Origin of the sequence: Bifidobacterium moukalabense DSM 27321 (assembly GCF_000522505.1) — a bacterium.
GTDB lineage: Bacteria > Actinomycetota > Actinomycetes > Actinomycetales > Bifidobacteriaceae > Bifidobacterium > Bifidobacterium moukalabense.
In genome coordinates this window covers 352,880-374,609 of the sequence record NZ_AZMV01000004.1, presented here as the reverse complement: position 1 = coordinate 374,609, position 21,730 = coordinate 352,880, and the positions used below count along the sequence as shown (strand labels likewise).

The 21,730-nt window shown below is 55.5% G+C and carries 20 protein-coding genes, 1 tRNA gene and 1 pseudogene; 11 read left to right on the top strand and 11 right to left on the bottom strand.

Translation table 11 applies throughout. The features are described 5' to 3' along the window. Window positions 1-190 precede the first annotated feature (190 nt). The 8 genes from glyA to BMOU_RS05690 all read left to right on the top strand — a co-directional run bounded on the left by glyA (window position 191) and on the right by BMOU_RS05690 (window position 8,363). Entirely contained in the window at window positions 191-1,498 is a 1,308-nt protein-coding gene (gene glyA, locus BMOU_RS05730; protein WP_034875669.1) for a serine hydroxymethyltransferase, read from the top strand. Window positions 1,499-1,597: 99 nt separating this feature from the next. Then, complete coding sequence (locus BMOU_RS05725) at window positions 1,598-2,911, top strand: glutamate-5-semialdehyde dehydrogenase (RefSeq protein WP_034875666.1); 1,314 nt, start codon at window positions 1,598-1,600, stop codon at window positions 2,909-2,911. After that, window positions 2,908-3,459 (top strand): hypothetical protein, encoded by a 552-nt coding sequence (locus BMOU_RS05720; RefSeq protein WP_034875664.1) that lies wholly within the window; start codon window positions 2,908-2,910, stop codon window positions 3,457-3,459. Before BMOU_RS05725 ends, BMOU_RS05720 begins: the two co-directional genes overlap by 4 nt. Window positions 3,460-3,473: 14 nt before the next feature. After that, window positions 3,474-4,202, top strand: coding sequence for a nicotinate-nucleotide adenylyltransferase (gene nadD / locus BMOU_RS05715; protein ID WP_051428925.1), 729 nt, complete (start codon window positions 3,474-3,476; stop codon window positions 4,200-4,202). A gap of 91 nt (window positions 4,203-4,293) precedes the next feature. Further along, window positions 4,294-5,316, top strand: a complete 1,023-nt coding sequence (locus BMOU_RS05710) for a ribose-phosphate diphosphokinase (protein ID WP_003839946.1) — start codon at window positions 4,294-4,296, stop codon at window positions 5,314-5,316. Window positions 5,317-6,395: 1,079 nt separating this feature from the next. Next, window positions 6,396-7,025 carry a hypothetical protein gene (locus BMOU_RS05700; RefSeq protein ID WP_137652103.1) on the top strand — a complete coding sequence of 210 codons (630 nt, stop codon included), beginning with the start codon at window positions 6,396-6,398 and terminating at the stop codon, window positions 7,023-7,025. Between the two features lie 463 nt (window positions 7,026-7,488). After that, complete coding sequence (locus tag BMOU_RS05695; RefSeq protein WP_034875655.1) at window positions 7,489-7,956, top strand: DUF4839 domain-containing protein; 468 nt, start codon at window positions 7,489-7,491, stop codon at window positions 7,954-7,956. Window positions 7,957-8,135: 179 nt separating this feature from the next. Further along, window positions 8,136-8,363 carry a hypothetical protein gene (locus BMOU_RS05690; RefSeq protein WP_034875653.1) on the top strand — a complete coding sequence of 76 codons (228 nt, stop codon included), beginning with the start codon at window positions 8,136-8,138 and terminating at the stop codon, window positions 8,361-8,363. Window positions 8,364-8,389: 26 nt separating this feature from the next. On the opposite strand, the gene BMOU_RS11600 is transcribed toward BMOU_RS05690, so the two are convergent. From BMOU_RS11600 to BMOU_RS05670, 4 genes are all read right to left on the bottom strand, one after another. Continuing rightward, window positions 8,390-8,680 carry a hypothetical protein gene (locus BMOU_RS11600; RefSeq protein WP_235143725.1) on the bottom strand — a complete coding sequence of 97 codons (291 nt, stop codon included), beginning with the start codon at window positions 8,678-8,680 and terminating at the stop codon, window positions 8,390-8,392. Between the two features lie 94 nt (window positions 8,681-8,774). Beyond that, entirely contained in the window at window positions 8,775-10,637 is a 1,863-nt protein-coding gene (locus tag BMOU_RS05680) for a helicase-related protein (protein ID WP_034875648.1), read from the bottom strand. A gap of 127 nt (window positions 10,638-10,764) precedes the next feature. Continuing rightward, window positions 10,765-11,085 carry a hypothetical protein gene (locus BMOU_RS05675; RefSeq protein WP_034875645.1) on the bottom strand — a complete coding sequence of 107 codons (321 nt, stop codon included), beginning with the start codon at window positions 11,083-11,085 and terminating at the stop codon, window positions 10,765-10,767. A 109-nt stretch (window positions 11,086-11,194) separates the two neighbouring features. Then, the gene (locus BMOU_RS05670) at window positions 11,195-12,811 is read right to left on the bottom strand and encodes a DEAD/DEAH box helicase family protein (RefSeq protein WP_235143724.1); all 1,617 of its coding nucleotides are present in this window, start codon (window positions 12,809-12,811) and stop codon (window positions 11,195-11,197) included. On the opposite strand from BMOU_RS05670, the gene BMOU_RS11595 reads away from it, so the two are divergent. After that, a complete protein-coding gene (locus BMOU_RS11595) occupies window positions 12,788-13,198 on the top strand; it encodes a hypothetical protein (RefSeq protein WP_235143723.1) in 411 nt (136 codons plus the stop codon). The genes BMOU_RS05670 and BMOU_RS11595 overlap by 24 nt on opposite strands. On the opposite strand, the pseudogene BMOU_RS11830 reads toward BMOU_RS11595, so the two are convergent. From BMOU_RS11830 to BMOU_RS05635, 7 genes and pseudogenes are all read right to left on the bottom strand, one after another. Continuing rightward, window positions 13,160-13,387: pseudogene (locus tag BMOU_RS11830) on the bottom strand (DEAD/DEAH box helicase); the annotation flags it as partial. The gene BMOU_RS11595 and the pseudogene BMOU_RS11830 overlap by 39 nt on opposite strands. 227 nt (window positions 13,388-13,614) lie before the next feature. After that, window positions 13,615-14,607, bottom strand: a complete 993-nt coding sequence (locus BMOU_RS11825; RefSeq protein ID WP_034875638.1) for a hypothetical protein — start codon at window positions 14,605-14,607, stop codon at window positions 13,615-13,617. Continuing rightward, complete coding sequence (locus BMOU_RS05660; RefSeq protein WP_034875635.1) at window positions 14,597-15,010, bottom strand: hypothetical protein; 414 nt, start codon at window positions 15,008-15,010, stop codon at window positions 14,597-14,599. The genes BMOU_RS11825 and BMOU_RS05660 overlap by 11 nt, the downstream gene beginning before the upstream one ends. Beyond that, on the bottom strand, window positions 14,997-15,695 hold the full coding sequence (locus BMOU_RS05655; protein ID WP_152535084.1) for a hypothetical protein: 699 nt from the start codon (window positions 15,693-15,695) through the stop codon (window positions 14,997-14,999). The genes BMOU_RS05660 and BMOU_RS05655 overlap by 14 nt, the downstream gene beginning before the upstream one ends. A gap of 41 nt (window positions 15,696-15,736) precedes the next feature. Then, window positions 15,737-16,282: a hypothetical protein gene (locus BMOU_RS05650; protein WP_235143721.1), complete on the bottom strand. Its 546-nt coding sequence runs from the start codon at window positions 16,280-16,282 to the stop codon at window positions 15,737-15,739. 462 nt (window positions 16,283-16,744) lie between these two features. Beyond that, window positions 16,745-18,160, bottom strand: coding sequence for a hypothetical protein (locus BMOU_RS05640; protein WP_152535083.1), 1,416 nt, complete (start codon window positions 18,158-18,160; stop codon window positions 16,745-16,747). Between the two features lie 1,108 nt (window positions 18,161-19,268). After that, a tRNA-Gln gene (locus tag BMOU_RS05635) sits at window positions 19,269-19,339 on the bottom strand. Window positions 19,340-19,922: 583 nt separating this feature from the next. Between BMOU_RS05635 and glmU the strand changes: the two genes are divergently transcribed. Continuing rightward, window positions 19,923-21,305: a bifunctional UDP-N-acetylglucosamine diphosphorylase/glucosamine-1-phosphate N-acetyltransferase GlmU gene (gene glmU / locus BMOU_RS05630; protein WP_034875619.1), complete on the top strand. Its 1,383-nt coding sequence runs from the start codon at window positions 19,923-19,925 to the stop codon at window positions 21,303-21,305. Window positions 21,306-21,307: 2 nt separating this feature from the next. Next, window positions 21,308-21,712 carry a ribosome silencing factor gene (rsfS, locus tag BMOU_RS05625; RefSeq protein WP_137648302.1) on the top strand — a complete coding sequence of 135 codons (405 nt, stop codon included), beginning with the start codon at window positions 21,308-21,310 and terminating at the stop codon, window positions 21,710-21,712. Window positions 21,713-21,730 lie beyond the last annotated feature (18 nt).

Here is a 21,730-nt window from a genome sequence, read left to right as displayed (position 1 = left end):
GGCGGATAGAGGTGAATACAGCATCAGTGTAATGGCAAAGGTGGGCAATGAAGGGCCTTGCGTCCGTGCAATGGGACGATGATTTCCGCCATGTTTCGAAACGTCCCTCGTCAAAAGCGATTACTGGTCGTAGACTGCTTCCTTAAACCGCATTGCTCGCGGACTGTCAGTACCAGCCAAGGAGAGCCCCATGACCACATCACCTCTCGCCCAAAACCCGAACGACATGTTCAACGCCCCCATCGCCCAGGCCGATCCCGAAATCGCCGCCGTGCTCGACGCCGAGCTGTCCCGCCAGCAAAACGGCCTGGAGATGATCGCCTCCGAAAACTTCGTGCCGCGTGCGGTTCTGCAGGCCCAGGGCTCCGTGCTCACCAACAAATACGCCGAAGGCTATCCCGGGCGTCGCTATTATGGCGGCTGCGAACAGGTCGACAAGATCGAGACCATCGCGCGCGAACGCGCCAAAAGCCTGTTCGGCGCCGAATACGCCAACGTGCAGCCCCACTCCGGAGCCCAAGCCAACGCTGCCGTCTACCAGGCACTCGTCAAACCCGGCGACACCGTGCTCGGCCTGGCCCTGGACCACGGCGGCCATCTCACCCACGGCATGAAAATCAACTTCTCCGGCCGCTTCTACCATGCCGAAGCCTACGGCGTGAACCCGGAAACCTTCCGCATCGACCCGGAAATCATCCGTCAACGTGCGCTGGAGACCCATCCCGCCATGATCATCGGCGGATGGAGCGCATACCCGCGCATCGAGGACTTCAAGGCCATGAAGGAAATCGCCGATGAGGTAGGCGCCAAATTCTGGGTCGATATGGCCCACTTCGCAGGCCTCGTCGCCGCCGGACTGCACCCAAGCCCGGTCCCGTACGCCGACGTCGTCTCCTCCACCGCGCACAAAACCCTCGGCGGACCACGCTCCGGCTTCATCCTCGCCAAGCAGGACTACGCCAAGAAACTCAACTCCTCCGTGTTCCCCGGACAACAGGGCGGCCCACTCATGCACGTCATCGCAGGCAAGGCCGTGGCATTCAAGGTCGCAGCCTCCGAAGAATTCAAGGACCGCATGCAGCGCACCCTCGACGGCGCCAAGATCCTCGCCGAACGTCTCACGGCCGACGACGTCAAGAACAACGGCATCAGCGTACTGACCGGCGGCACCGACGTGCACCTGGTCATGGTCGACCTGCGCAACAGCGAAATGGACGGGCAACAGGGCGAAGACCTTCTCGCACAATGCGGCATCACCATCAACCGCAACACCGTGCCGTTCGACCCACGCCCGGCATCCGTCGCCTCCGGCCTGCGCATCGGCACCAGCGCCCTCGCCACCCGAGGCTTCGGCCCCAAGGAATACGAAGAGGTCGCCGACATCATCGGCACCGCGCTCGCGGCCGGCAAGGATGCGAACGTGGACGCCCTGAAGGCGCGCGTCGACAAGCTTGCCGAGGACTTCCCGCTGTATCCGGGCCTCGACCAGATCCACTGACCGACGGGCATACGGCGCAATCGCGTCTTTTCCGATTCATTGGCGAAAAAACGGGCCATGAATCGGGAAAGGCGCGATTTCGCGCTATGGTAGGAGATTATGACGAATCCACAGACGGAACAGGGCGCGGTCGCCGCCGACGTGTTCGCAGCGGTCTGCGCAAAGGGTGACGCCGCACGACGCGCACAGGGCCTGCTGGCGCAATCCAATACGGAAGCCAAGAACGAACTGCTGTTGGCCATCGCCGACGCGCTCGACGCACGCGCCGACGAAATCGCGGGAGCCAATGCGCTCGATATGCAGGAATCCTTCGAAGCCGGCATGAGCGCAGGCAAACTCGACAGGCTCAGATTCGATGTGCCGCGAGTGGCCGCCGCCGCGCAAGGCGTACGTCACGTTGCCTCATTGCCCGACCCGGTCGGCGAAATCGTACGCGGATACCATCTGGAAAACGGCCTGCGCCTCGAGCAGGTGCGCGTACCGATCGGCGTGCTCGGCATGATCTACGAAGCACGGCCCAACGTCACCGTCGACGTGGCCTCACTATGCATCAAATCCGGCAATGCCGTACTCCTACGCGGCGGGCACGCGGCCGAACGCACGAATGCGGCGACCCTGAACATCATCGCCGACATACTGTCCGAACACGGGCACGACCCGGCGCTGGTCGCCTCCGTCGACGCATTCGGACGCGCGGGAGCCACCGCCATGATGGAGGCACGCGGCCACCTCGATGTGCTCATCCCGCGAGGGGGAGCGGGCCTTATCCAAGCCGTCGTACGCAACTCCAAGGTGCCCGTCATCGAAACCGGTGCCGGCAACGTGCATATCTACGTGGACCGCTCCGGAAACCTCGACAAGGCCATCCCGATCCTCATCAACGCCAAAACACAGCGCGTCGGCGTATGCAACGCCACCGAAAAGCTGCTCGTGCACCGCGATGTGGCCGAACGGTTCATCCCGCTGGCCGCACGGGCGCTCGCCGAGGCCCAGGTCGAGATGCATGCCGACGAACGGGCCTATGATCTGATCGACAAGGCCGGCATCGATGGCGTGAACCTCGTGCAGGCCATCGACGAGGACTGGGATACCGAATACCTGGCATTGAAGATCGGCATCAGGATCGTCGATTCGCTGGACGAGGCCATCGCACACATCAACCGTCACTCCACGGGGCACACCGAATCCATCATCGCCGAGGACTACTCGGCCATCGAGGAGTTCACCTCCCGAATCGATTCGGCGGTGGTGATGGTGAACGCCTCGACGCGATTCACCGATGGCGGTGTGTTCGGTTTCGGAGCGGAGCTTGGCATCTCCACACAGAAGATGCATGCACGGGGTCCGATGGGACTTCGTGAAATGACCACGACCAAGTGGATCGGATACGGAACGGGGCAGGTGCGGGCATGAGCGAACGGATCATGGTGGATATGGGTAATCCTTGGAATGCTGACCGCGAGGACCCGCGGCTCGGGTTGCGTCTTGCTTCGGAACGTCTGAGCATCGTACGGTACGTGTTCCTCGTGCAGATCGAGGACGGCATCGCCTCCGCGGCACAGCGCGCCTCGCTCGAATACGCCGATGCGGTGCTGATCGGATGGCCGGAAACCGATGCCGGCGACATCGCCGACCTGGACGAGGACCAGCTGAGGAACGTGGACGAGCAGATGCATCTGATGGAGCAGTACATCGCCAGATTCAGCGCAATGGAACGTGAAGGCGACATCGATGGCATGACCGACACCCTGATTCGCGTCACCGAACGGGTGGCTGAGGTCCGACGCCTGTATCAGCCTGATTTCCCGTTGCCGACCTTCGCCGAGATTCGACGTGTCGTACAGGATGAATGGGATGAGGATATGGGCAAGATCGACCCGCAGGAGAGTGTGCCCACTGCGGATGAGATCGAACGTGAAACCGCCGACGCCGACAAACGGCAGGATGAGGAGACGGCATGACCGGGCCGCGGCGCATGCGTCCGGAGTCGGCCGAGGCCGATTCCGAGCTTGCCGTCAGCTATGTGCTCGAGACGGAAAGGCGCATGGCGGACCTGTCCGTCGATGCCTCCGGTTCGGCGGTGGTATCCGGGCGAAGATCGGCACGCGGCAACTGGCATAGCCGGCCCCGCATCGGCATCATGGGCGGCACCTTCGACCCGATTCACAACGGCCACTTGGTGGCGGCTTCCGAAGTCTCGTGGGTCTACGATCTCGACGAGGTGATTTTCGTGCCGACGGGGCGGCCGGTGTTCAAGCTTGACAAAAGGGTCACCAACGCCGAGGACCGTTATCTGATGACGGTGATCGCCACGGCGTCGAACCCGAAGTTCACGGTGTCACGTGTGGATATCGACCGACCGGGCATCACCTATACCATCGATACGTTGCGTGATATCAGGGCGCAGCATCCGGAGGCGGAACTGTTCTTCATCACCGGCGCCGATGCGGTCGCGGAGATCATGCAGTGGAAGGATGCCGACAAGATGTGGGATCTCGCCCACTTCGTGGCGGTGACCCGCCCCGGATACTCGTCGCCGGAAGGCGTGAGGCTCCCGGAAGGCAAAGTCGACACGCTGGAGATTCCCGCACTGGCGATTTCGTCCACCGACGTACGCCGACGCGCCGAGCACGGCGAACCGGTCTGGTATCTGGTACCCGACGGGGTGGTCCAATATATCGGCAAACACGGCTTATACCGGTGATTTTCCACATGAACACGCGAGTCTCGCATGGTCTGTGTAAACGGTTAGTATTGGTCACGTCCAATTGACGCGAAAACAGACGTTTGGAGACATGGTGAGCGCAATCCTCGAAGGAAAGCCGGATAAAAACCTTATCCTTGTCACAGGCAGGACACACCCGAAGTTGGCGGCGGAAGTCGCGGAACAGCTCGGCATCGATGTTCTGGAAACCACAGCATATGATTTCGCCAATGGCGAGATGTACGTGCGTTACACCGAATCCGTGCGTGGCGCGGATGTGTTCGTACTGCAAAGCCATTGCAACCCAATCAATCAGTCAATCATGGAACAGCTCATCATGATCGATGCCCTCAAGCGCGCTTCCGCACGTTCCATCACCGCGGTCTGCCCGCTGTTGGGCTACTCCAGGCAGGATAAGAAGCATCGCGGACGTGAGCCCATCTCCTGCCGTCTGATGTTCGACCTGCTGAAGACTGCCGGCGCCGACCGCATCATGAGCGTCGACCTGCATGCCGCCCAGTCGCAGGGTTTCTTCGACGGTCCGGTTGATCATCTCATCGCCATGCCGGTGCTGGTCGATTACATCCGCGACCGTTTCGCCAACCAGCTCGACAATGTCGCCGTGGTCTCCCCGGATGCCGGTCGCATCCGTGTGGCCGAACAGTGGGCTCAGCGTCTTGGCGGCGGCCCTCTGGCTTTCGTGCACAAGACCCGTGACATTACCCGTCCGAACCAGGCCGTCGCCAACCGTGTAGTCGGTGACGTCGAAGGCAAGGACTGCGTGCTTGTCGACGACCTGATCGACACCGCCGGCACCATCGCCGGCGCATGCAGCGTGCTCAAGGACGCCGGTGCCAAGTCGGTGACCGTCGTCGCCACGCATGGCGTGCTGTCCGGTCCGGCCATCGAACGTCTGAAGGGTAGCGGCGCCCGCGAGGTCGTGCTCACCGATACCGTGCCGATTCCGGAGGAGAAGCGTTGGGATGGCCTGACAGTCCTGTCCATCGCGCCGCTGCTGGCCAGCGCCATTCGCGCCGTGTTCGAGGACGGTTCGGTCGCCGAGCTGTTCGACACGTATCCCGAGCATCACGGGCAGGGCTTCCTGTTCGCCTGATTCTTTGGGCTTTCGTTAGCGTATTTTGCGTTTATACGGGTTCCGACTTGTTTGGAACCCGTATTTTTTGTCGGTCACGATCGCCTCCATGAGGACGTTGGCTATGGACCATGATAAAGCGTATCCGGCGTGCGTGACCGGAAACAGGCTGTACTCTGTACACGAATCGACGGAGCCCATACGGGACTACACAAGGATTCCGCTGCTCAATAGCCACGGACATATAACGCATTGAGAACCCGTTGGTCTCTTGATTGGCGGGGAATGTTCTGAATGTCACTGGGCTGCAAATGTGAGGTTGAAGACGTACGGTGGCGAATGCTGCGAGACATGAGAATCCCTCCGGACGACAGTGCCGAAACTAGAATCATGGTCATCCACGACGTCGAATGCTACAAGACAAAAGCTCGTTAGGAAGGCGTGAATGAAAACATGAAAATCCGTATCAGAGAATCGACAGAAGCATTGCAATTCATGCGTTACCGCTGAGACATGGATGGCTGCGGATGGGAAGCGAAGCGATTCCATGCGTAAACCGGTCATGGCGTCGTCGTTGGTTGAACTGAAAATCAAACAGGAAGTAGCAGCAGACTCACCACCGCGGAAGGATACAGGACGGATGAAGTGGATGCATTCTCCGGGAATGCATCGAAACCCTGCGCAACGGATATGGACTGTCCGCCGATGACGTTGAACAGCACCCGTTCGCCATCACATATATGGGCGGATATGCCATGAACGACGTGGGTCCGGTGCTCGATCGGATAGTTCAGACGCTGAGGAGCCGTCCGTCCGGAAGACACGCTATGCCTATGGGCCAGCCCGACATGGGCCAATTGCCCAAACCGGTGCCGAGTCAGTATCCATCCGTTCCGTGGTCTCTGGCCTCTGCATCATCTCGATCCCAACCGGAACCGCGTCCGGCTTCGCAGCCGACGGTTTTAGGCGGTCTCCTCTCTAAAGCCAGGAAAAGCGCCGAAAAATTCGCGAAGGACAATGATCTGGAAGGGAAACTCGAAGCTGGCAGGACCAGGGCGAAGGAGGTGCTTTCCAAAGCCAAAAGCGAAGTAGACCGTATTGTGGCAGAAGATAGCCGCGAGGACAGGATCAATGTGATGCGCGAGCATTCGGCCCGTGCATGGAACGGAATCCAATCCAATGAGACGGTGAGGAAGGCGACCTCACGCATGCAGAATGCCACTCAGATCATCGGAGATTCCATCGATGAGGCGCGTTCAGTGTGTGAGGAAAGGAAACAGCTGCGCGAGTGGAATGCCGAGGAACACACCGCCGAAACCTTGCAGGTCTGGAACGAACCCCTGTATGACGATTCTCCGTCCGTGAGGACTAAGCCGGTTTCTCCCGGCAACAAACCACGGAGGGTATTTTCTGACATCCTCGAAAACACCGCCCCACACGGCCGGGCGGGAACTAAGGCTGAAGACGCGGAGCCGAACGCCACCGTGGAAATTGTTCCGGAGGAACAGGCCCCGACGGTCACACTTCCCACGGTTCCGGGTGGAGCCAGCTCCGAACCGACGGACGTGATGGCGCTGATCGACGTCGCTTCGGCTGCAGAGCCCGACGGCGATGCGAACCTGCCGGACGAGGCGGATGAGAACCCATCGGAACGACCGGATTCCACATACGATACGCTTGCGAAGTCCGATATGACGCCTGCGTTGTGTTGGCCCTCCGACGAGAAATGAAACCAGTCCGGCGAACAGTCCATCCGACACAAGAACGAAGGGGAATGCGACGTCTAACGGTTTCGCGGCATTGCTGAAGGACAAGCGGGGACTCACAATTCTTATCGGCTGTGTGGCAGCACTTCTCCTGCTCGTTGGCATCGCGTACTGCGCCAGCCAGCCATCCAGCGATTAGGGAAAGAACGATCCAGCATTGACTCCGTCGTATTCAGACACTCCCGACTCTGGAGATAAGGATGAGTCGTCCGCACCCTCGTTCACGACGATCGACACGAACGCGTAGAAAGGTCATTCTACGAAGGACGTGATGGAGGAACTTGACGGGAAAAACTTGGCTTATAATTTCTTGATTGACGGAGGCGACGGCAGCGACCAGACTTCAACGGTGAAGACGTACGTGCGGAACGGCGAGGAATAGACCGTTATCAAGGCGAGGCAATCCACCACGGATGGCAAGGTCACGTTGACCGTCCGGAAGAATGAGACCACGTCGTCGAAGGAATCACAGCAGCAGGAATTCCAGCAGCAGCCCGATAGCGACGGCGTCATCACGACCGCCAACAATCCGGAGTTCGCGGCGTTGCTCGCGCTGAAAGATCCTGACGATTCATCCGTCGCCGCGTTCGCGGAGAAATACAAGGGCCGCACCACCTTCGATGACAACATCGCAAACGTTATACCCAGCGACGAGCATCCCCGTTTCTTGCTGGATTACACGTTGGTATATGGCGGCGATTACAACACGGACAGTGTCAGTGGGCCGAATTTCAGGTTCGAGGGAATCATATGGAGCGATTTCCATAACGGTTCGGTCGGACTGTCCTCTTTCGTCCATGAGGGACAGAACATCCATGTCAAGGCGACAGTAGACAAATACAACCCAGACAACGGTCTTTTCAAATTGGAACTTGTCGAAATGACCGCACGCTGAGAAGTTGGCGCTATGCGATACGTCCTCCACTTCTATGAGTTCGTATGCCGTCGAAACATCGGACAACATTTGTGTATTCCCTTGTCCGGCGATGACCAGCCTCCATCCTAGCGAGGAGTTCAGGCAGTTACCCATGCACGCCGAAATTCTTTCTGACCGGCTGGACGGCGTCAGAGAGTTTGGATGACGACGACGTCAATGAAATCCACCGCGACGCCGCGGAAGACCTTTCGGCCAACAGCCGTCTCGCTGGCATGATTTCTTTTGTTGCTGCGGAAGAGATTGACGAGTGGCATCGCACATTCGCCGCCAGTCGCGGTCTCTCCGCCAATCCGACGATGGCCAGTGGCACCACCGTCTTTCTTGACGATTGCGTCATGTTTGTCATAACGCAATCGTCAAGATGATGGGGAAAGAACGTTAATCTGAGGAATTAAAACAACGTGAGGTTCCCCGTCCGTCCTTTTGCAAGTGCATCAACGATTCCTGGGACGTTATGCTTTAGCTGATATTGCCAGCATTCATTCACCGCGGAAGCGGATGATTTGGGTTTCATATCCGGAAGACAGGTAAGAACTGTTTCCTTCCCGTCAAACATGAAGGTCATCTTGTCACCTTTGAACGAACACATGGACCGTGTATCATTCTGAATCACCTCTGCAAGGGCCGCGAAGGCAATCCGTGCGTCCTCGTCGGACACACGGCCCTTTACTGTTCCGCTCATTGCATAGTCAAGCAGATCGAGCGCTGCGTGACGGTCGAGCTGATTATGGAATTGCTTGTTGTAGTAGTGCTTCAGGCAGGAGAAACAAGCCTCTTCACAATCGCAGCCGTTGAGGATGCTTCTGGTCTTGTCGAAGAGTTTTTTTGAGATTATGTCCCTTGGACAGAGCGGACGAATATCCGGCGCCACTGGAGAGAGAGTCGAAAAGGAACACGTCGGCGAAAGCGGATCCGCCGTTCCCGTCAAGACGTGTGCGGCTACCGACGCATAATTCGTTGAAATCGATATCCAATAGATCAACGGCGGCAAGTCGCATCGCCTCAGCAAGCGACACGCGGGCTCGTTTAAGCCATTTATTCGACTGGTTGACGCTCACCTCGTTTGGATCAAGGCGGAGGGCGAATATGATCATGTCCGTGTTGAACACGTCTCCGATGTATAGGCCACGGCTAAAATCATGCGCGCAGCCAGGTAGCCGATTCTGCGGAGTCTTCGTGTAAGGCGCTTTGATGTATTTTTCGACTCCTGCCGAATCCGTCGTCGGGAAAGCGGCTCCACAATGGGAACAGATTGTGAATCCCTCGCCATTCGGACCTTTGTTGATCACCATGAGGGAGCAGTCGTGTCTTTCGCTGTATTCAATGTGATTGTAATCGGTGCCCATCATTTCTTCGGAAGGCGTCGCGGAGTAGAAAGGTGGTTCCGCAAAGGACAATTCGGAACGTTCGCTCGCCGACGGAGACGCATCTCCGTTTTTCGGCGCGAATCCCCACGGCTTAAGGAACGGCTTGCGTTCAAGTCCAGGTTCCTTGCAGAACGGGCAACGGTCGGGTTTACGTAGCTCCTTTTCGAATCCGAACCATCCACAAGTCGGGTTCGTGCAGAGGAGCACTTCGTTGTGGTAGTCCTTGTTATCGAAGTACTTCTTCGCCGGCTCGAATGAGGTACCTTGCTTTTTGGCGAATCTCGACGAATGTGCGTAGATTCCACCGGAAATGTACCTTTTTTTGTTCACGATGAGTTCTCGCCCTGGAGCGTATTCGCTGATGGCCATATCGAGGGACCGTTCCGGCCGCTGCTCGAGCTTCTTGACATCGGATGGATCCTCAATGTCGAATCCGGTGACGTTGCGGGGGAATGAGTACGTCGGGAGTATGGCCGCTTCGAGGAGACTATCCAAAAGGCTCTTGTAGGTTTTATTGTCGGCGGACAGATAGTTCTCTCCGTATTTTTCAAAATCCTTTTTAAGGTCGTCCAACTCCACGGACAGGGCACGACGGAACTTGTTGGCATCCAGTCTCCAATCCCGTGGAATCAGCTGATGCCGGATGATGACATTGAAGTCGTACGATTCAAGAAAGGAGTTCCAATTTCTCCAATAGTTTTCGAAGAAATTCTCAATCGTAACGTTCTCCATCGAAAATCCTTGCTCAGCACTGAAATCGGTGAGCAGAATAGTCGCCAGATGCCGTCTAATCAGCTTTTCGTTGTCCACGTCGACATGCGGTTCCCTCAGTTCCCCGCGAACAATACTGTCTGGATGTTCGAAATAATGGTTGTCGAAAGGCCTGGCATCGACATACGTCACGATGGTGGACACTGAGGAGCCGCGACGTCCTGCGCGTCCGGCCCTTTGCTGGTAGTTCTCGCGCATCGGCGGAATGTTGCGGAGTGCCACCGCCGTAAGGGATCCGATGTCGATGCCGACTTCCATTGTTGTCGTACAGGAAAGGACATCCACGGGATCTTCGTTGTCGGATGTGTAAATGTCTTGGAACCGCATTTCGTATTCCTCGGTGGTGGACCAGCTCTCGTTCTGGCCATCCTTATGGGATAGCTGCGCTGTATGTTCCTCAGTGTTGATTCTCGCGCGCAGGGAATCGTCATCACCTTGGAGAATCTTTACAATCGGATCGCGCCAAAATGCGACGGAGCTGAAATCCGTAAGTTCATGCATTTCGCCTTGCTTGCAGTGAGGGCATTTGCCCCATAAATCATAGGGGGCATTCTTACCACATCGGTCGCAGACCTTCCACCGCGCATTCGGTTCGATCCTCAATGTGACGCAATGCGGATCCAAGAATTTATACTGGACTTTTTTTTGTTGATGTTTCGAGGAAATGGTCCAGTGCGTGCTCAATATGCGCCATTTCGTCCGCACTGAAGCGTTTCTTCAGGAATTCGTACAGCGAACGTTGTCCCCTCGTCTGTCCCTTGAAAATGTTGTCATTGTCCACCCCATATTCCGCGGAAAAAGGCATTGCCCTATCGCGAGTGGACCAACTGATATTTGGGTTCAGGGCGGCGTTGTGAATGAGCAGATACTCGCTCCACGCATAGAAAATCGACTTGAATTCCGCTTCGGAGATTCCAGCTTCATCGAGGTCGCCATCGATATCTTCCATGACGTCGTCGGTCGGATCAATCCATCCGATTGTCATATCGCTGAGAGAACGATAGCGATCGCAGATGAGCGATAAAAGGAGGTAGTGGTATTCTTGCGGCGCGCTTTCATCACCTGCGACTAATAGTTTTTTTGAAGCGTCGAGGGTTTTCGTATTTTCTCTGGTCTTTCTCGATTTTTCCCATAATGGTCGTGCGGTCGTTGCCGTAGAAGATACGCGATTCATGTTCCGACACGGTTTTCAGGAGCATTGGATAGACCGCGCTGACAGTTGCCTCTTCTCTGTACTCTCGGTACAGGTCGTATGCCGCCCTGCACAGTAGCTTACGCATCAGATCTTTGTCGGAGGATTCGGTTAAGTCGAGCGCTATCCTGGCGGCAGCCTGCCTGCTGTCGGAAAAGAGGATCACTTTCTTTCCGGCATTCGGGTTTCTCCATAGTTTCTCCGGATTGCTCGAAGGCTCTTGCAAAGAGAATTGCTCGGCGACGACGTTGTAGAACGGCTCATTGCCCTTGGTAGTGAAATCACTGACCGAAAGACGACCGCTGCATTTCGGGCAGGTGGTGAACTGCATCTTCTTGCCGTCCATGTCTTTGGGCTGGTCAAAGGAGAACGCCACATGCGAGAAATGGGACTGTCCATGATGGTCGTCACGGTATATCTTGCCGGATACCGTGTTGAGCCATCCTGTCTTGGTGTCGTCCGGACGGGAGTCTTCCGCTATCGGCATGACGCTGAGCGCTTTGATTTCACTGTTGCCGACAGGCTTCTCGTTCCAGAAGAAGAAGTCGTCATCGCTGGGATTGGCATAGCCTTTAAGGAACAATGCTCCGCAAGTACGGTCGGTGGCCAGTTCGTAGGTCTTCGCGCCGCAGGAGCAGTGTCCGGCTGACCCGTTGATGAACGTCTTGCCGAGTGGCAGATCGTCCTTTTTTTCCGCATAGATACATCTAGGATCGGCACAGACCGTGAGCGATTGGATTCCTCTGATGAACAGGTGCATACGTGTCGGCAGAAGCGGCCGTCCCTCATCCAAGGCCAATGCGGCGATATTCAGCAGAATGTCGGTCGCCCTGACGGCTTCAGGCTCGTCTTTGAAGATTTCTTCCGCGACTTCCTCCAAGGTCATCGTTTTCCGACGAAGAATTTCCGCCAACGCCCCGAACCGTTCAATCTTCTGAAGTTCTTCTCCGGCTCGCTCGCGGACCATCTGCTCATCCATGCTCTCCGGTACAGGCTGGCCGATTCCCGACAGGAACCGCCGCAGGCGCATCATCGAAGTATCCGCATCATTACCGGCTCCAGTGGCAGCCACTATGTCCTTCGCGGAAAGAATCCGGGAACCACGGATGACTTCCTGCTCCTTGCCCGTGATGATGCGCAGATTTGAAGCCGATCTGCCCGCCATGTCCTCGAAGAAACGCTCGACCGGTTCATGATTCTCCGGAATGGAGGCGGAAGTCAGGATGAATTGGAACCGGCCCATTCCGACGCCAAGCCTTGCCGCGAGACGTTTCAGCAGCAGCGACACCTCGCCTCCGGCGGCGCCTTTGTACATATGCGCCTCATCAAGCACGAGCAGAATCCGTTCCTTCGGATTTCGCTCCAGCCATTTCGCGGTGTTCTCCCAGATGCCGTTTTCCGTTGCCCGGATGAGCATGTACTGCAGCATGGAATAGTTGGTTACGAGTATGTCCGGCACATGTCGCTGCATTTCGAAGCGCATCAGCATCTCCGTGTCCAAGGAACTCCATCCGTCTCCGCCTTCCGCGATCACATCCGTATAGGCGAGGATGTCTTTCTTTTCTGGGAAACGGCCGGTTTCCGACAGATGGAGCTTGTCTCCCTCACCAAGCTCGCCGAAATCCTTCCTCAGTGTTTCGGCGTATTCCTTGTCTCGCTGCTTGTTTCTCGCGTCGCCGGCGTAAGGAGTCCTGCCGGTATACATGCCAAATTGGGGACGTCGTACGTTCCTGACGGAATTCTTCCAGATGTCAAGGAAACTGCCTTGCCTGTCGCCGATCATCCTGCGCAGACGACCGACCTGGTCGGACACGAGCGCGTTCATCGGATACAGGACCAGTGCTCTGACCGCACGGCTTTCCTCCCATGAGGACCGTCTATCGGTCAATCCCATGGCCTCTCCCGCCATTTTGGACACGAGCGGCCACATAAAGCACTCCGTCTTTCCGGAACCTGTTCCTGTGGAGACCAAGACGTCGCAACCGTTCCAGAACGACTCGAGGGATTCGACCTGATGGCTGTATGGTTGGGCGAACACTCCCTTGTCCTTTTCCGCCATATTCTGAAGAAAAGCCTTGATTCGTTCCGGAACCGCAGCGTTTCCGATGCCTCCATCGGCAAGCTGATAGGCTTTCGTGGCTTCCAGATACGGTTTCTGAAACAGCGTTCCAGGAGCAGCGAGTGTTTTCTCGCATCTGGAGAGGAGCTCGGGCGTTTTGCCGAAGTATTCGGTCTCGATGTATTTGACGAGTCTGTTCGAAATGGCTTTCTCGGTATCGGCGATACTCAGTTGGACTGGCATGTTCGGTTGCTCCTTACTTTGATTCCGCAGGATTCAAGCATATCCACAGCGGTTTCTAACAGTTCGTTGCGGATTATCCGCATGGTTTCGTCGTCGGGAGCTTTTTCAGGCCAGGTCATGAAATCCAGCCATCTGGATATTTCCGTTGGAAGCATGCCAAAAGGTGTCTTGATCCTGGTATGGGATTCTCCCAGCGGTTCCAGCTCCGCCCAGTAGGGATTCCCCGCGACGCTCCTTAGATGGGTGTACAGAGGCTTCCACTGGGAGCCGTCGATGATTCTCGCCTCGATGTCGCCTCGTCGGTCGCGTAGCAGAAAGTACGTGCTGCGCCTATAGGCTTCCTCTCTTCTTCCGATCCCAATCCCATCCAATAGGATGGGATTCGCCGCCCAACAGTCCCTAACGTTTTGTCGGAACGGGTCGGCGTATTCGTAGACCCGTTCGTCCGTGCAGGATGACCAGACATGGTACTCCCGCGGTAGATCCCACCATGCTGGGTTGCGTTCAACCTGTGGTTTCCCATGTTCACGTGCTGAAAGCATCATTCCCGAAATCGGCAGAGACATGACGTTACCTGTCATGTCGTAGACGCCCAGGAGTGCTTTCAAGTCATCGCTGATTTGAATCGTATGACGGGAAGGACACCTGTACGTTCCGCCGCTGTTTTCAGAGATGATGTCTCCGACCATGATGAGCTTGTCGTAAAGGAGTTTGGATGCCGGAGGGTCCCCGAACCATTGCCCAATGAACGGATATATGAGGGAGATTCGCCTGAGCCAAAGGTTCAGCCTTCTCGAGATAGTGCCAGGCCGGCATCCGTCAGCCCCCATTCGTCCGTCATCCAGACAAAAGGCTTCGATCCAGAACCGTGATGCGGAATAAACCGTTCTAATGCCGAACGATTCGTCCGTCTCATTCCGGTATCGCCTGACGCCAAGGTCCGTAGCCATAATGCTGAGCAGATCGTCATACTTCATTGGCTGCATCCCTGTCGATTCTCCGCAGGAGCCGTTCAGCCCTGTTCCGGTCATCCAAAGGGTCGGCGACCATCATCATTCCCTCCGGTCCGGCGAAGGCGTATGCCAGAATGAGCTGATGGTCGGCTGTCCACCTGCTGAATTCGTCCATGGCCTTCTTCTCCTTCCGCCGCTTCTCTTCTCCAGTCTCATTACTGCCATGTCGGACCATTTTGCGGAATGCCGTGAGTATCTTACAAGGTAGTACAAGGGCATTGCCTGGAACGGTCTTGTTGAGCGTTTCAGGCAATGACCGTAAATCGTCCACCTTGAACTCGACGTGCTCGATATTCGCCAGCTTGCTTGGCGCGTAGTAATTCTCTATCTCATAGGATGGATCCCGAGCGAAATCATTTGAAGACACATAGAAAATTTGTCCCCATAGCTCTGGCGCGAGGAGTTTGAGATTGCCATGCGCGCCAATGGGCAGGATGAAGATCTTTTTTGTTCTTGCCCGAAGCAGCGAAAACAAAAAATGCCTCATTCATAGTGTCGAAAACATTATCCATAACCAGAACGGAACAATCGGCCTCATCCAGCTTCTCCAACGTTGTATCTATATCGCTCCAATCGGATGGCACTGGAAAATGGTAGGCGGGTTTGCCGCTCAAGGTGAATGCCAATGAGTTTGCGACGTCATTACAGAAGGCCGAATCCACCGCAAGGAACCTCGTCGCGGCCAACGTCGCCAGTAGTCCGGCTGCCAATCCTTCGATATCATTCCCACCAAGCGCAAAAATGGATTCATCGAGATTATCTTCGAGAATCATGGAGAGTTCCTCATCGTCGATAGTCTTTTTACGTGACATATCGGCCAAGGGTTGGGGAGACGGAAGCGTGGGGAAGGAACTACCGCCGGATGGAATAGCTCTAGCAAGGCTCCGCAATCCCAACTTCAAGGCGATATTGTCCTCCATCTCTTTCAGTACTTCGTTCTGACGCTGGTTTGCCTCCTTTATTTTTCCTTCAAGGTCGGAAAGCGTCGTGCTTAGCTCTTCACGTTGAGCCTCGTCTTCTTTTTTTGAGCTGGTCCAGAATGGACAGTTCATTGTGTCCCTGTTGAACCCGCTGTTCAACATCTCGGAATGTCTTATTTTTTCTCCTCTATCTCCTTGTCCTTGCCTGCAAGGACCGTGTTGAGACATTGCTGATGAAAATCCTTGTCCGTCGCCAGTACATGGGTGATGATTCGATTCATCAAATCATCATCGGCGTGCATCAACCTTTGTATTGCATGGGCATATAGCTTTTCGTCACGGGTATCAAAAGGTTTTCCCGAATAATCCTCCAGCGAGATTGGTGAACTGATAGTCTCCTTGAACAAGGTTCCGATTCTTTGGCGATCTTCCTTGGAGTAATCAAAACCGGACTGGTCGCAATACCATTTCAGGTAATCATCGGCGTAGTCCTCAAAAGGCCTGATTGGCACACTGCCTTTGGGACTTGGAAGGACAGCCTTGGAGTAGAGCATTCTTACGGTCTCTTCCCCAAACTGTCTGGGCATTTCCTGCACATCATTCTCGTTGATAAGGAAACAAAGTGCTGTGAACTTCCCGTCGTGCATGTATTTTTGCAGTTTCGCTTTCCCATCGTGGAATTCAAGTTTGCTGCTTTGCAGTAGGGCCGCTTCCAGCATGTTCCTCTTGCAGCGCTTGTATGCAATGAGGATTCGTTCTGTAGGTCGACCTTGGTATTCGAATCCGATGGAAAGCATTTCAGATAGTTTGGCATCATTCTCGGTCAGGTAGATTACCTCGATGAGATCTCGCGGATTGGTATCGTATGATGGATACTTAGAATCAAAAGGATCGACTATGGTCGGCCTATCCGGTCTTGCGGAATTCGGTTTCCATCTCAGACGTACGAAATCACCAGCAAAAACGTTTACTGTTGCTGGTGATGCTTCGCGAGTATAAAGTTCTCGGATCGTCCGGATTATCCTTATCGATCCAGCGGTTAAGGTTCAGCCATATGAAAGGGTTCTCCTGAGATTGGGAATCGCAGTCGGCAAGACGAAGATAGTTGTTGACCGTGCCATCGTGGTTATACCGGACCATGCAAATCGATTCCCTTGCATATTCCTGTCCCCAAAACATTTTTATTCTCCTCTTCTCGCTCGGACTACCGTTTCGCTTCTCGACGTATTCGTCTTTCCAACCTTGATTCCAGTACGTTTCATTGCGATTGACGTGCCAAGATTTGTCTTTCGCAACAGCAACCTCGTATCGGTTTTGGCGGTTGATCGTGCGGCAGACTCTTCCGCTTTGCCGACATCATTAAAACGCAACAGGAACGTCTTTGGGAAAGCTCCTTTCGCGGCTCTGATTAGAACCAAATCCTTCCGCCGTGCCGGGAGCGTTCTCTCGCTTTTAAGCAGACTTTCGCTCCAGGCTTCTCCCGTCCTTGACCGTATCTCTACGTCCACGGGGAATGAGCTGGTAAGAATCGGCTTGTCACCCGATGTCAAACTCACGGATGACTCGTCGTATCCCGATGTCACGAATGCCGACCAGTCGATTCTGTCTCGGATTATTGTCCGCCATGTGTGGAATTCATCCGGCCGGGATACCAGAAAACCGGTATCCAATTCGTAGATACACTCGTTCTTGCCCGTTCCGATATATCCGAACGGGGATATGTAGTCGTCTCCCAGCCCGTAGGTCGCCGCAGGGTGCATGATCCGAACCATCCCAGCGTCTTCGGGACGAGCGTTCCCCTCCGGCTCATGATATATGACAGGTGTGTTTTCGAACAGTGGCTGATCCATTCCGTTGGAAGTGAGGGACGGAGGCCAAAGCAGGTCAACCGTTTTCTCCTCATCGGTAAGACGGCAGCCGAAAGAGGCAAACATATTCGCAGCATCGTCTCTTTTGGAGGATGACGTGGAGACGGAAACCAGCCAAACGGTAAAACGGTTGTTGGCCGCGAGACTTCCTATCTTTTTCGCGGTATCGAAGGATTTCACGACTGACTGGGTCAGTTTCGGCTCTCCCGAATCAAGGACAAGGCAATAGTGCCGTCCTGCGTATACGTCGTTTCCGTGCCGAATCCTGACTCCGATATGAATGACATGATCCGTTGGGATGCCGTCGTAGTCGCTGGTGAATACCATGCCGGTTCTGCAGTCTTCGACTGTCCCGATTCTGCTGAGTATGGATTCGGAAGCTGTTACCGTTACCACCTTGCTGAGTTCCAGCGTTAACAGTTTCCGGATGGGGGCTTTCAGGGATTCCGATGCCATTTGCCATAGCGAATACACTCGTCCATTGACCGACATATAAGCTTCTACGGTTTTCCTCAGATCATCACGCAGTCTTTGTCCGATTCCGTACAGGCCTGCTTTCAGTACGTAACGATTCGTGGATCCGCCCTCTCGTTCAAGGAAGATGGGAATGACCGGATTTCGCGTAAGGAGATTTTCGGATCCACTACCGCTGACATATTCATCGCAGAACTTCGCAAGATCATCGTTCCGATGATGTTTGAAATACGTTCTGACCTTCTTGGAGTCCAAGGCGGCAAGGTCGACCGGACGATCACAATAGGGACATTTGAAACGCGCTCCCCGAGGAACATGTTTTTTTGTTTCTGTCATCGATTTCACGTGCGAAGACGATTATCTCTCTATTATCTTTCATCATTTTCGCACAATCCATAGCTCAACCTCCGATGTCGGAGACAGATATTGATTATCCGTCGCCTATGACTTTTCCTATTCTACGAAGAGGAGAGGGTGCATGAGCCGATTTAGAAAGGTGTGTTACTGTCCGCTGCTGATTGGTTGGCGTTGGGAATGCTCTCGTTAAAGGGTAATGAACTGGCTCATTATGCCCCAGGAATTATGATATGCTTTACTCCCAATTTAAGGTTACGTCGTAATGGGAAACTTGCCGTTTCAGTAAATGGCCTTGATTTTGACTGTGTCTGTGACTAAGGGTGAGGTTCTGGAACGAAAGGCGTTTTGATAAATACCAAATGGAATGATTGATGTCGGCATCTCTTACATATAAGAAATTAAAAGTGTTTCCATATACGTAAGGCATAACTACATAATTATCTATTTTCAGAACGGGAAAAGGGAGTCATGCACTACGCGACCAGTGCATACAAGAATGCGTATTCCTCCGCTACGGAGTCCTCCCAGATTTTAGCGGCGCAAATCTCGGGCGGATTCTCCAATGGTGCGTATCGTTCCGTACGCCCAGAAGAGTCTGGATGAGCGGACTCGAGGTAAGGAGGGCTGGTCAGTCAGACGTGGCATCCACGACGATGGCGCACGCCCAATGACGGTTCGGACGACGATAACGTCAAAAAGACCAGCCCGAAGAAGTTGCTCAAAGTGCTCACATGTTGCCTCAAATACATGAGACGTGCCGGCAAAGAACTGCCGAAGACCTTGGAAGAGGCGGGGGGAGAAGAGTCAACTGCCGTTCTCACCGTGCAGTCCGAAGAGATAGGCCGTCTCAGACTGGGCGCGACAACGGCGAACGGGAATCATGTCCGGAAGATTGAGACACTTTGATGCCGATTACCCATCATGCGTTTAAGAAAATCAATCCTTCGAGATGACAATTGTCCGGGAACTCGGGCCCTCCGACTTTCCGAGAGGACCCGTTTTCAGGCTCCCCCACCTGGACTCGAACCAAGACAAAGGGTTCCAAAGACCCGTGTGCTGCCATTACACCATGGGGGAACGGCAAAAATCCTAAAAGCTTTTCGCCGAGTATTCATTATGCCATATGCCGCCAACACAGCGTGTCGAAAGTGTCACGCATCTGAAAACATGCGATGCCAAACTATGCGAAATGCTTATTCGTCAAGCCTGTACGATGAATAACAGTTCTTGGAATGCTGCTCGAACGGGGCTGTATTCTTCATCTGTGCTCCGTTCGATCTATTCCCTGCATGCTGTTGCGGAAACAAGATGGTTGTCTGCCTAGGAGAAGGATCCAAAACGCTTACCCCTTACACGCTACCGCATACTGGAGTTGCTGTGCGCGGAGGATCTGGCAACGGGGATCTCCGACTGCGGCCGTGCCGAACGCTGCGTTGCTCTGTCCGGCCCCAACGGTTATAATCCTCGAACAGAAAAAGGCCGTTTCCCACAAGATTCAAGGAAACTTGCACGCTGTATAACCTATTATGCGAATGCAACAGGAACGGTGGCGTGAATGGCTTCCCTGGCCTTGAGGAGACGGTATGGATATCCGGTGCACTTACTGATTGCACGGCAGAATATCCTCTGTTGACGAGAATCAAAAGACGGAAGGCGGAAGATGGCATTAAGCGCCGCAATCATCCTCGCCGCGGGTGAGGGCACCCGCATGCGTTCCAGTAAGCCGAAGGTGTTGCACACCTTGGCGGGAAAGACTTTTCTGAACCGTGTGATGAATTCCGTATCGGCACTCAATCCCGACACGCTCGCCGTGGTGGTGCACTACCAGGCCGAGCGTGTCGCGGCCGCCGCGCGTTCCTACGATGAGCGTGTCACCATCGTCAACCAGGACGACATTCCGGGCACCGGCCGTGCCGTGCAGTGCGCCATGGCCCAATTGCAGGAACATGGGGCACTTGACGGCGTCGTATTGATTGCCGCTTCCGACATGCCGCTGCTTGACGCAGACACGCTGAATCGGTTGCTCGCCTTCCATGAACAGAGCGGCAACGGAGCGACCGTGCTCACCACCATTCTCGATGACCCGACCGGCTATGGGCGAATCATCCGCGACAGCGAAGGCAACGTGCTGCGCATCGTGGAACAGAAGGACGCCAACAGCAGTGAACTGGCCGTGCATGAGGTGAACACCTCCGTATATGTGTTCGACGCCATGCTGCTGGCCGAGGCCATCGCCAACCTGAATTCCGACAACGCCCAGGGTGAGTTCTATCTGACCGATGCGCTGGAAACGGCCAAGGCGCATGGCGCGGTAGGCGCGTTCGCCGCCTCCGACCCGCTGAGCGTGGAGGGCGTGAACGACCGCATGCAGCTCGCCGCCCTCGCCAAAGCCCACAACGCGCGCGTATGCGAACATTGGATGCGCGAAGGCGTGACCATCCTTGACCCGGACACCACATGGATCGAAGACGATGTTCGGATCGCCCGCGACGCCGTGATTCTGCCGGGTTGCTTCCTCCAGGGCCATACCGTGATCGGCGAGGGTGCCGAAGTCGGCCCCTACACCACGCTGATCAGCGCCGTCATCGACGCCGAAGCGCACGTGGAACGTTCCCGCGTGCAGAAGACCCATATCGGCCGCGCCGCCAACATCGGTCCATGGACCTACCTGCGCCCAGGCAACGACCTCGGTGAGGAATCCAAGGCCGGTGCCTTCGTAGAGATGAAGAAGGCGCACATCGGCAACGGCACCAAGGTGCCGCACCTGAGCTATGTCGGCGATGCCGATCTGGGCGAGCACACCAACATCGGCGGCGGCACCATCACCGCCAACTATGATGGTGTGCACAAGCACCACACCACCATCGGGTCGAACGTGCACGTCGGTGCGGGCAATCTGTTCGTGGCCCCGGTCGAGGTCGGAGACGACGTGACCACAGGTGCGGGTTCCGTGGTCCGGCATGACGTGCCGGCCGAATCCATGGTCTATTCCGAAAACACACAACATGTAGTAGAGGGCTGGAAGCCCGAATGGGAGCGCTGATTATGCCGGCAGTACAAGATTCCATCGACGCCATCCGCATCGCCGCAGCCGCGGCCGATCGCATGAAGGCCACCGACATCGTGGCCTTCGATGTCACCGAACCATTGGCCATCACCGATCTGATGATGATCGCCGGAGCCTCGAACGAACGTCAGGTGCTGGCTGTGGCGGAGGAGATCGAGAAGGATCTCTATCTGAAGGACAACAAGCGCCAGCCGCGTTCCCGCGAGGGCCTGACCGAGGGCCAGTGGGTGTTGCTCGACTATGGTGACTTCGTGATTCATGTCATGCATCAGGAATCACGCGACTTCTATCGCTTGGAACGACTGTGGAAGGATTGCCCGAACATCGACCTCCAGCTGGACCACGCGCGGGACACGGCGGAGGAAACCGTCGGAGCGGAATAGCCCGAAACGCAAGGAGAA

Excerpts from the sequence above, each read along its gene's own strand:
- nadD (WP_051428925.1), top strand. The coding sequence starts at position 3,474 with ATGCGTCCGGAGTCGGCCGAGGCCGATTCCGAGCTTGCCGTCAGCTAT.
- BMOU_RS05680 (WP_034875648.1), bottom strand. The coding sequence starts at position 10,637 with ATGCATGAACTTACGGATTTCAGCTCCGTCGCATTTTGGCGCGATCCG.
- BMOU_RS05670 (WP_235143724.1), bottom strand. The coding sequence starts at position 12,811 with ATGCGCTTCGAAATGCAGCGACATGTGCCGGACATACTCGTAACCAAC.
- BMOU_RS11825 (WP_034875638.1), bottom strand. The coding sequence starts at position 14,607 with ATGAAGTATGACGATCTGCTCAGCATTATGGCTACGGACCTTGGCGTC.
- BMOU_RS05675 (WP_034875645.1), bottom strand. The coding sequence starts at position 11,085 with ATGGAAGATATCGATGGCGACCTCGATGAAGCTGGAATCTCCGAAGCG.
- BMOU_RS11595 (WP_235143723.1), top strand. The coding sequence starts at position 12,788 with ATGTCGCTGCATTTCGAAGCGCATCAGCATCTCCGTGTCCAAGGAACT.
- BMOU_RS05650 (WP_235143721.1), bottom strand. The coding sequence starts at position 16,282 with ATGCTGGAAGCGGCCCTACTGCAAAGCAGCAAACTTGAATTCCACGAT.
- BMOU_RS05710 (WP_003839946.1), top strand. The coding sequence starts at position 4,294 with ATGGTGAGCGCAATCCTCGAAGGAAAGCCGGATAAAAACCTTATCCTT.
- rsfS (WP_137648302.1), top strand. The coding sequence starts at position 21,308 with ATGCCGGCAGTACAAGATTCCATCGACGCCATCCGCATCGCCGCAGCC.
- BMOU_RS05725 (WP_034875666.1), top strand. The coding sequence starts at position 1,598 with ATGACGAATCCACAGACGGAACAGGGCGCGGTCGCCGCCGACGTGTTC.
- BMOU_RS05655 (WP_152535084.1), bottom strand. The coding sequence starts at position 15,695 with ATGAACTGTCCATTCTGGACCAGCTCAAAAAAAGAAGACGAGGCTCAA.
- BMOU_RS11600 (WP_235143725.1), bottom strand. The coding sequence starts at position 8,680 with ATGAGCGGAACAGTAAAGGGCCGTGTGTCCGACGAGGACGCACGGATT.
- BMOU_RS05720 (WP_034875664.1), top strand. The coding sequence starts at position 2,908 with ATGAGCGAACGGATCATGGTGGATATGGGTAATCCTTGGAATGCTGAC.
- glmU (WP_034875619.1), top strand. The coding sequence starts at position 19,923 with ATGGCATTAAGCGCCGCAATCATCCTCGCCGCGGGTGAGGGCACCCGC.
- glyA (WP_034875669.1), top strand. The coding sequence starts at position 191 with ATGACCACATCACCTCTCGCCCAAAACCCGAACGACATGTTCAACGCC.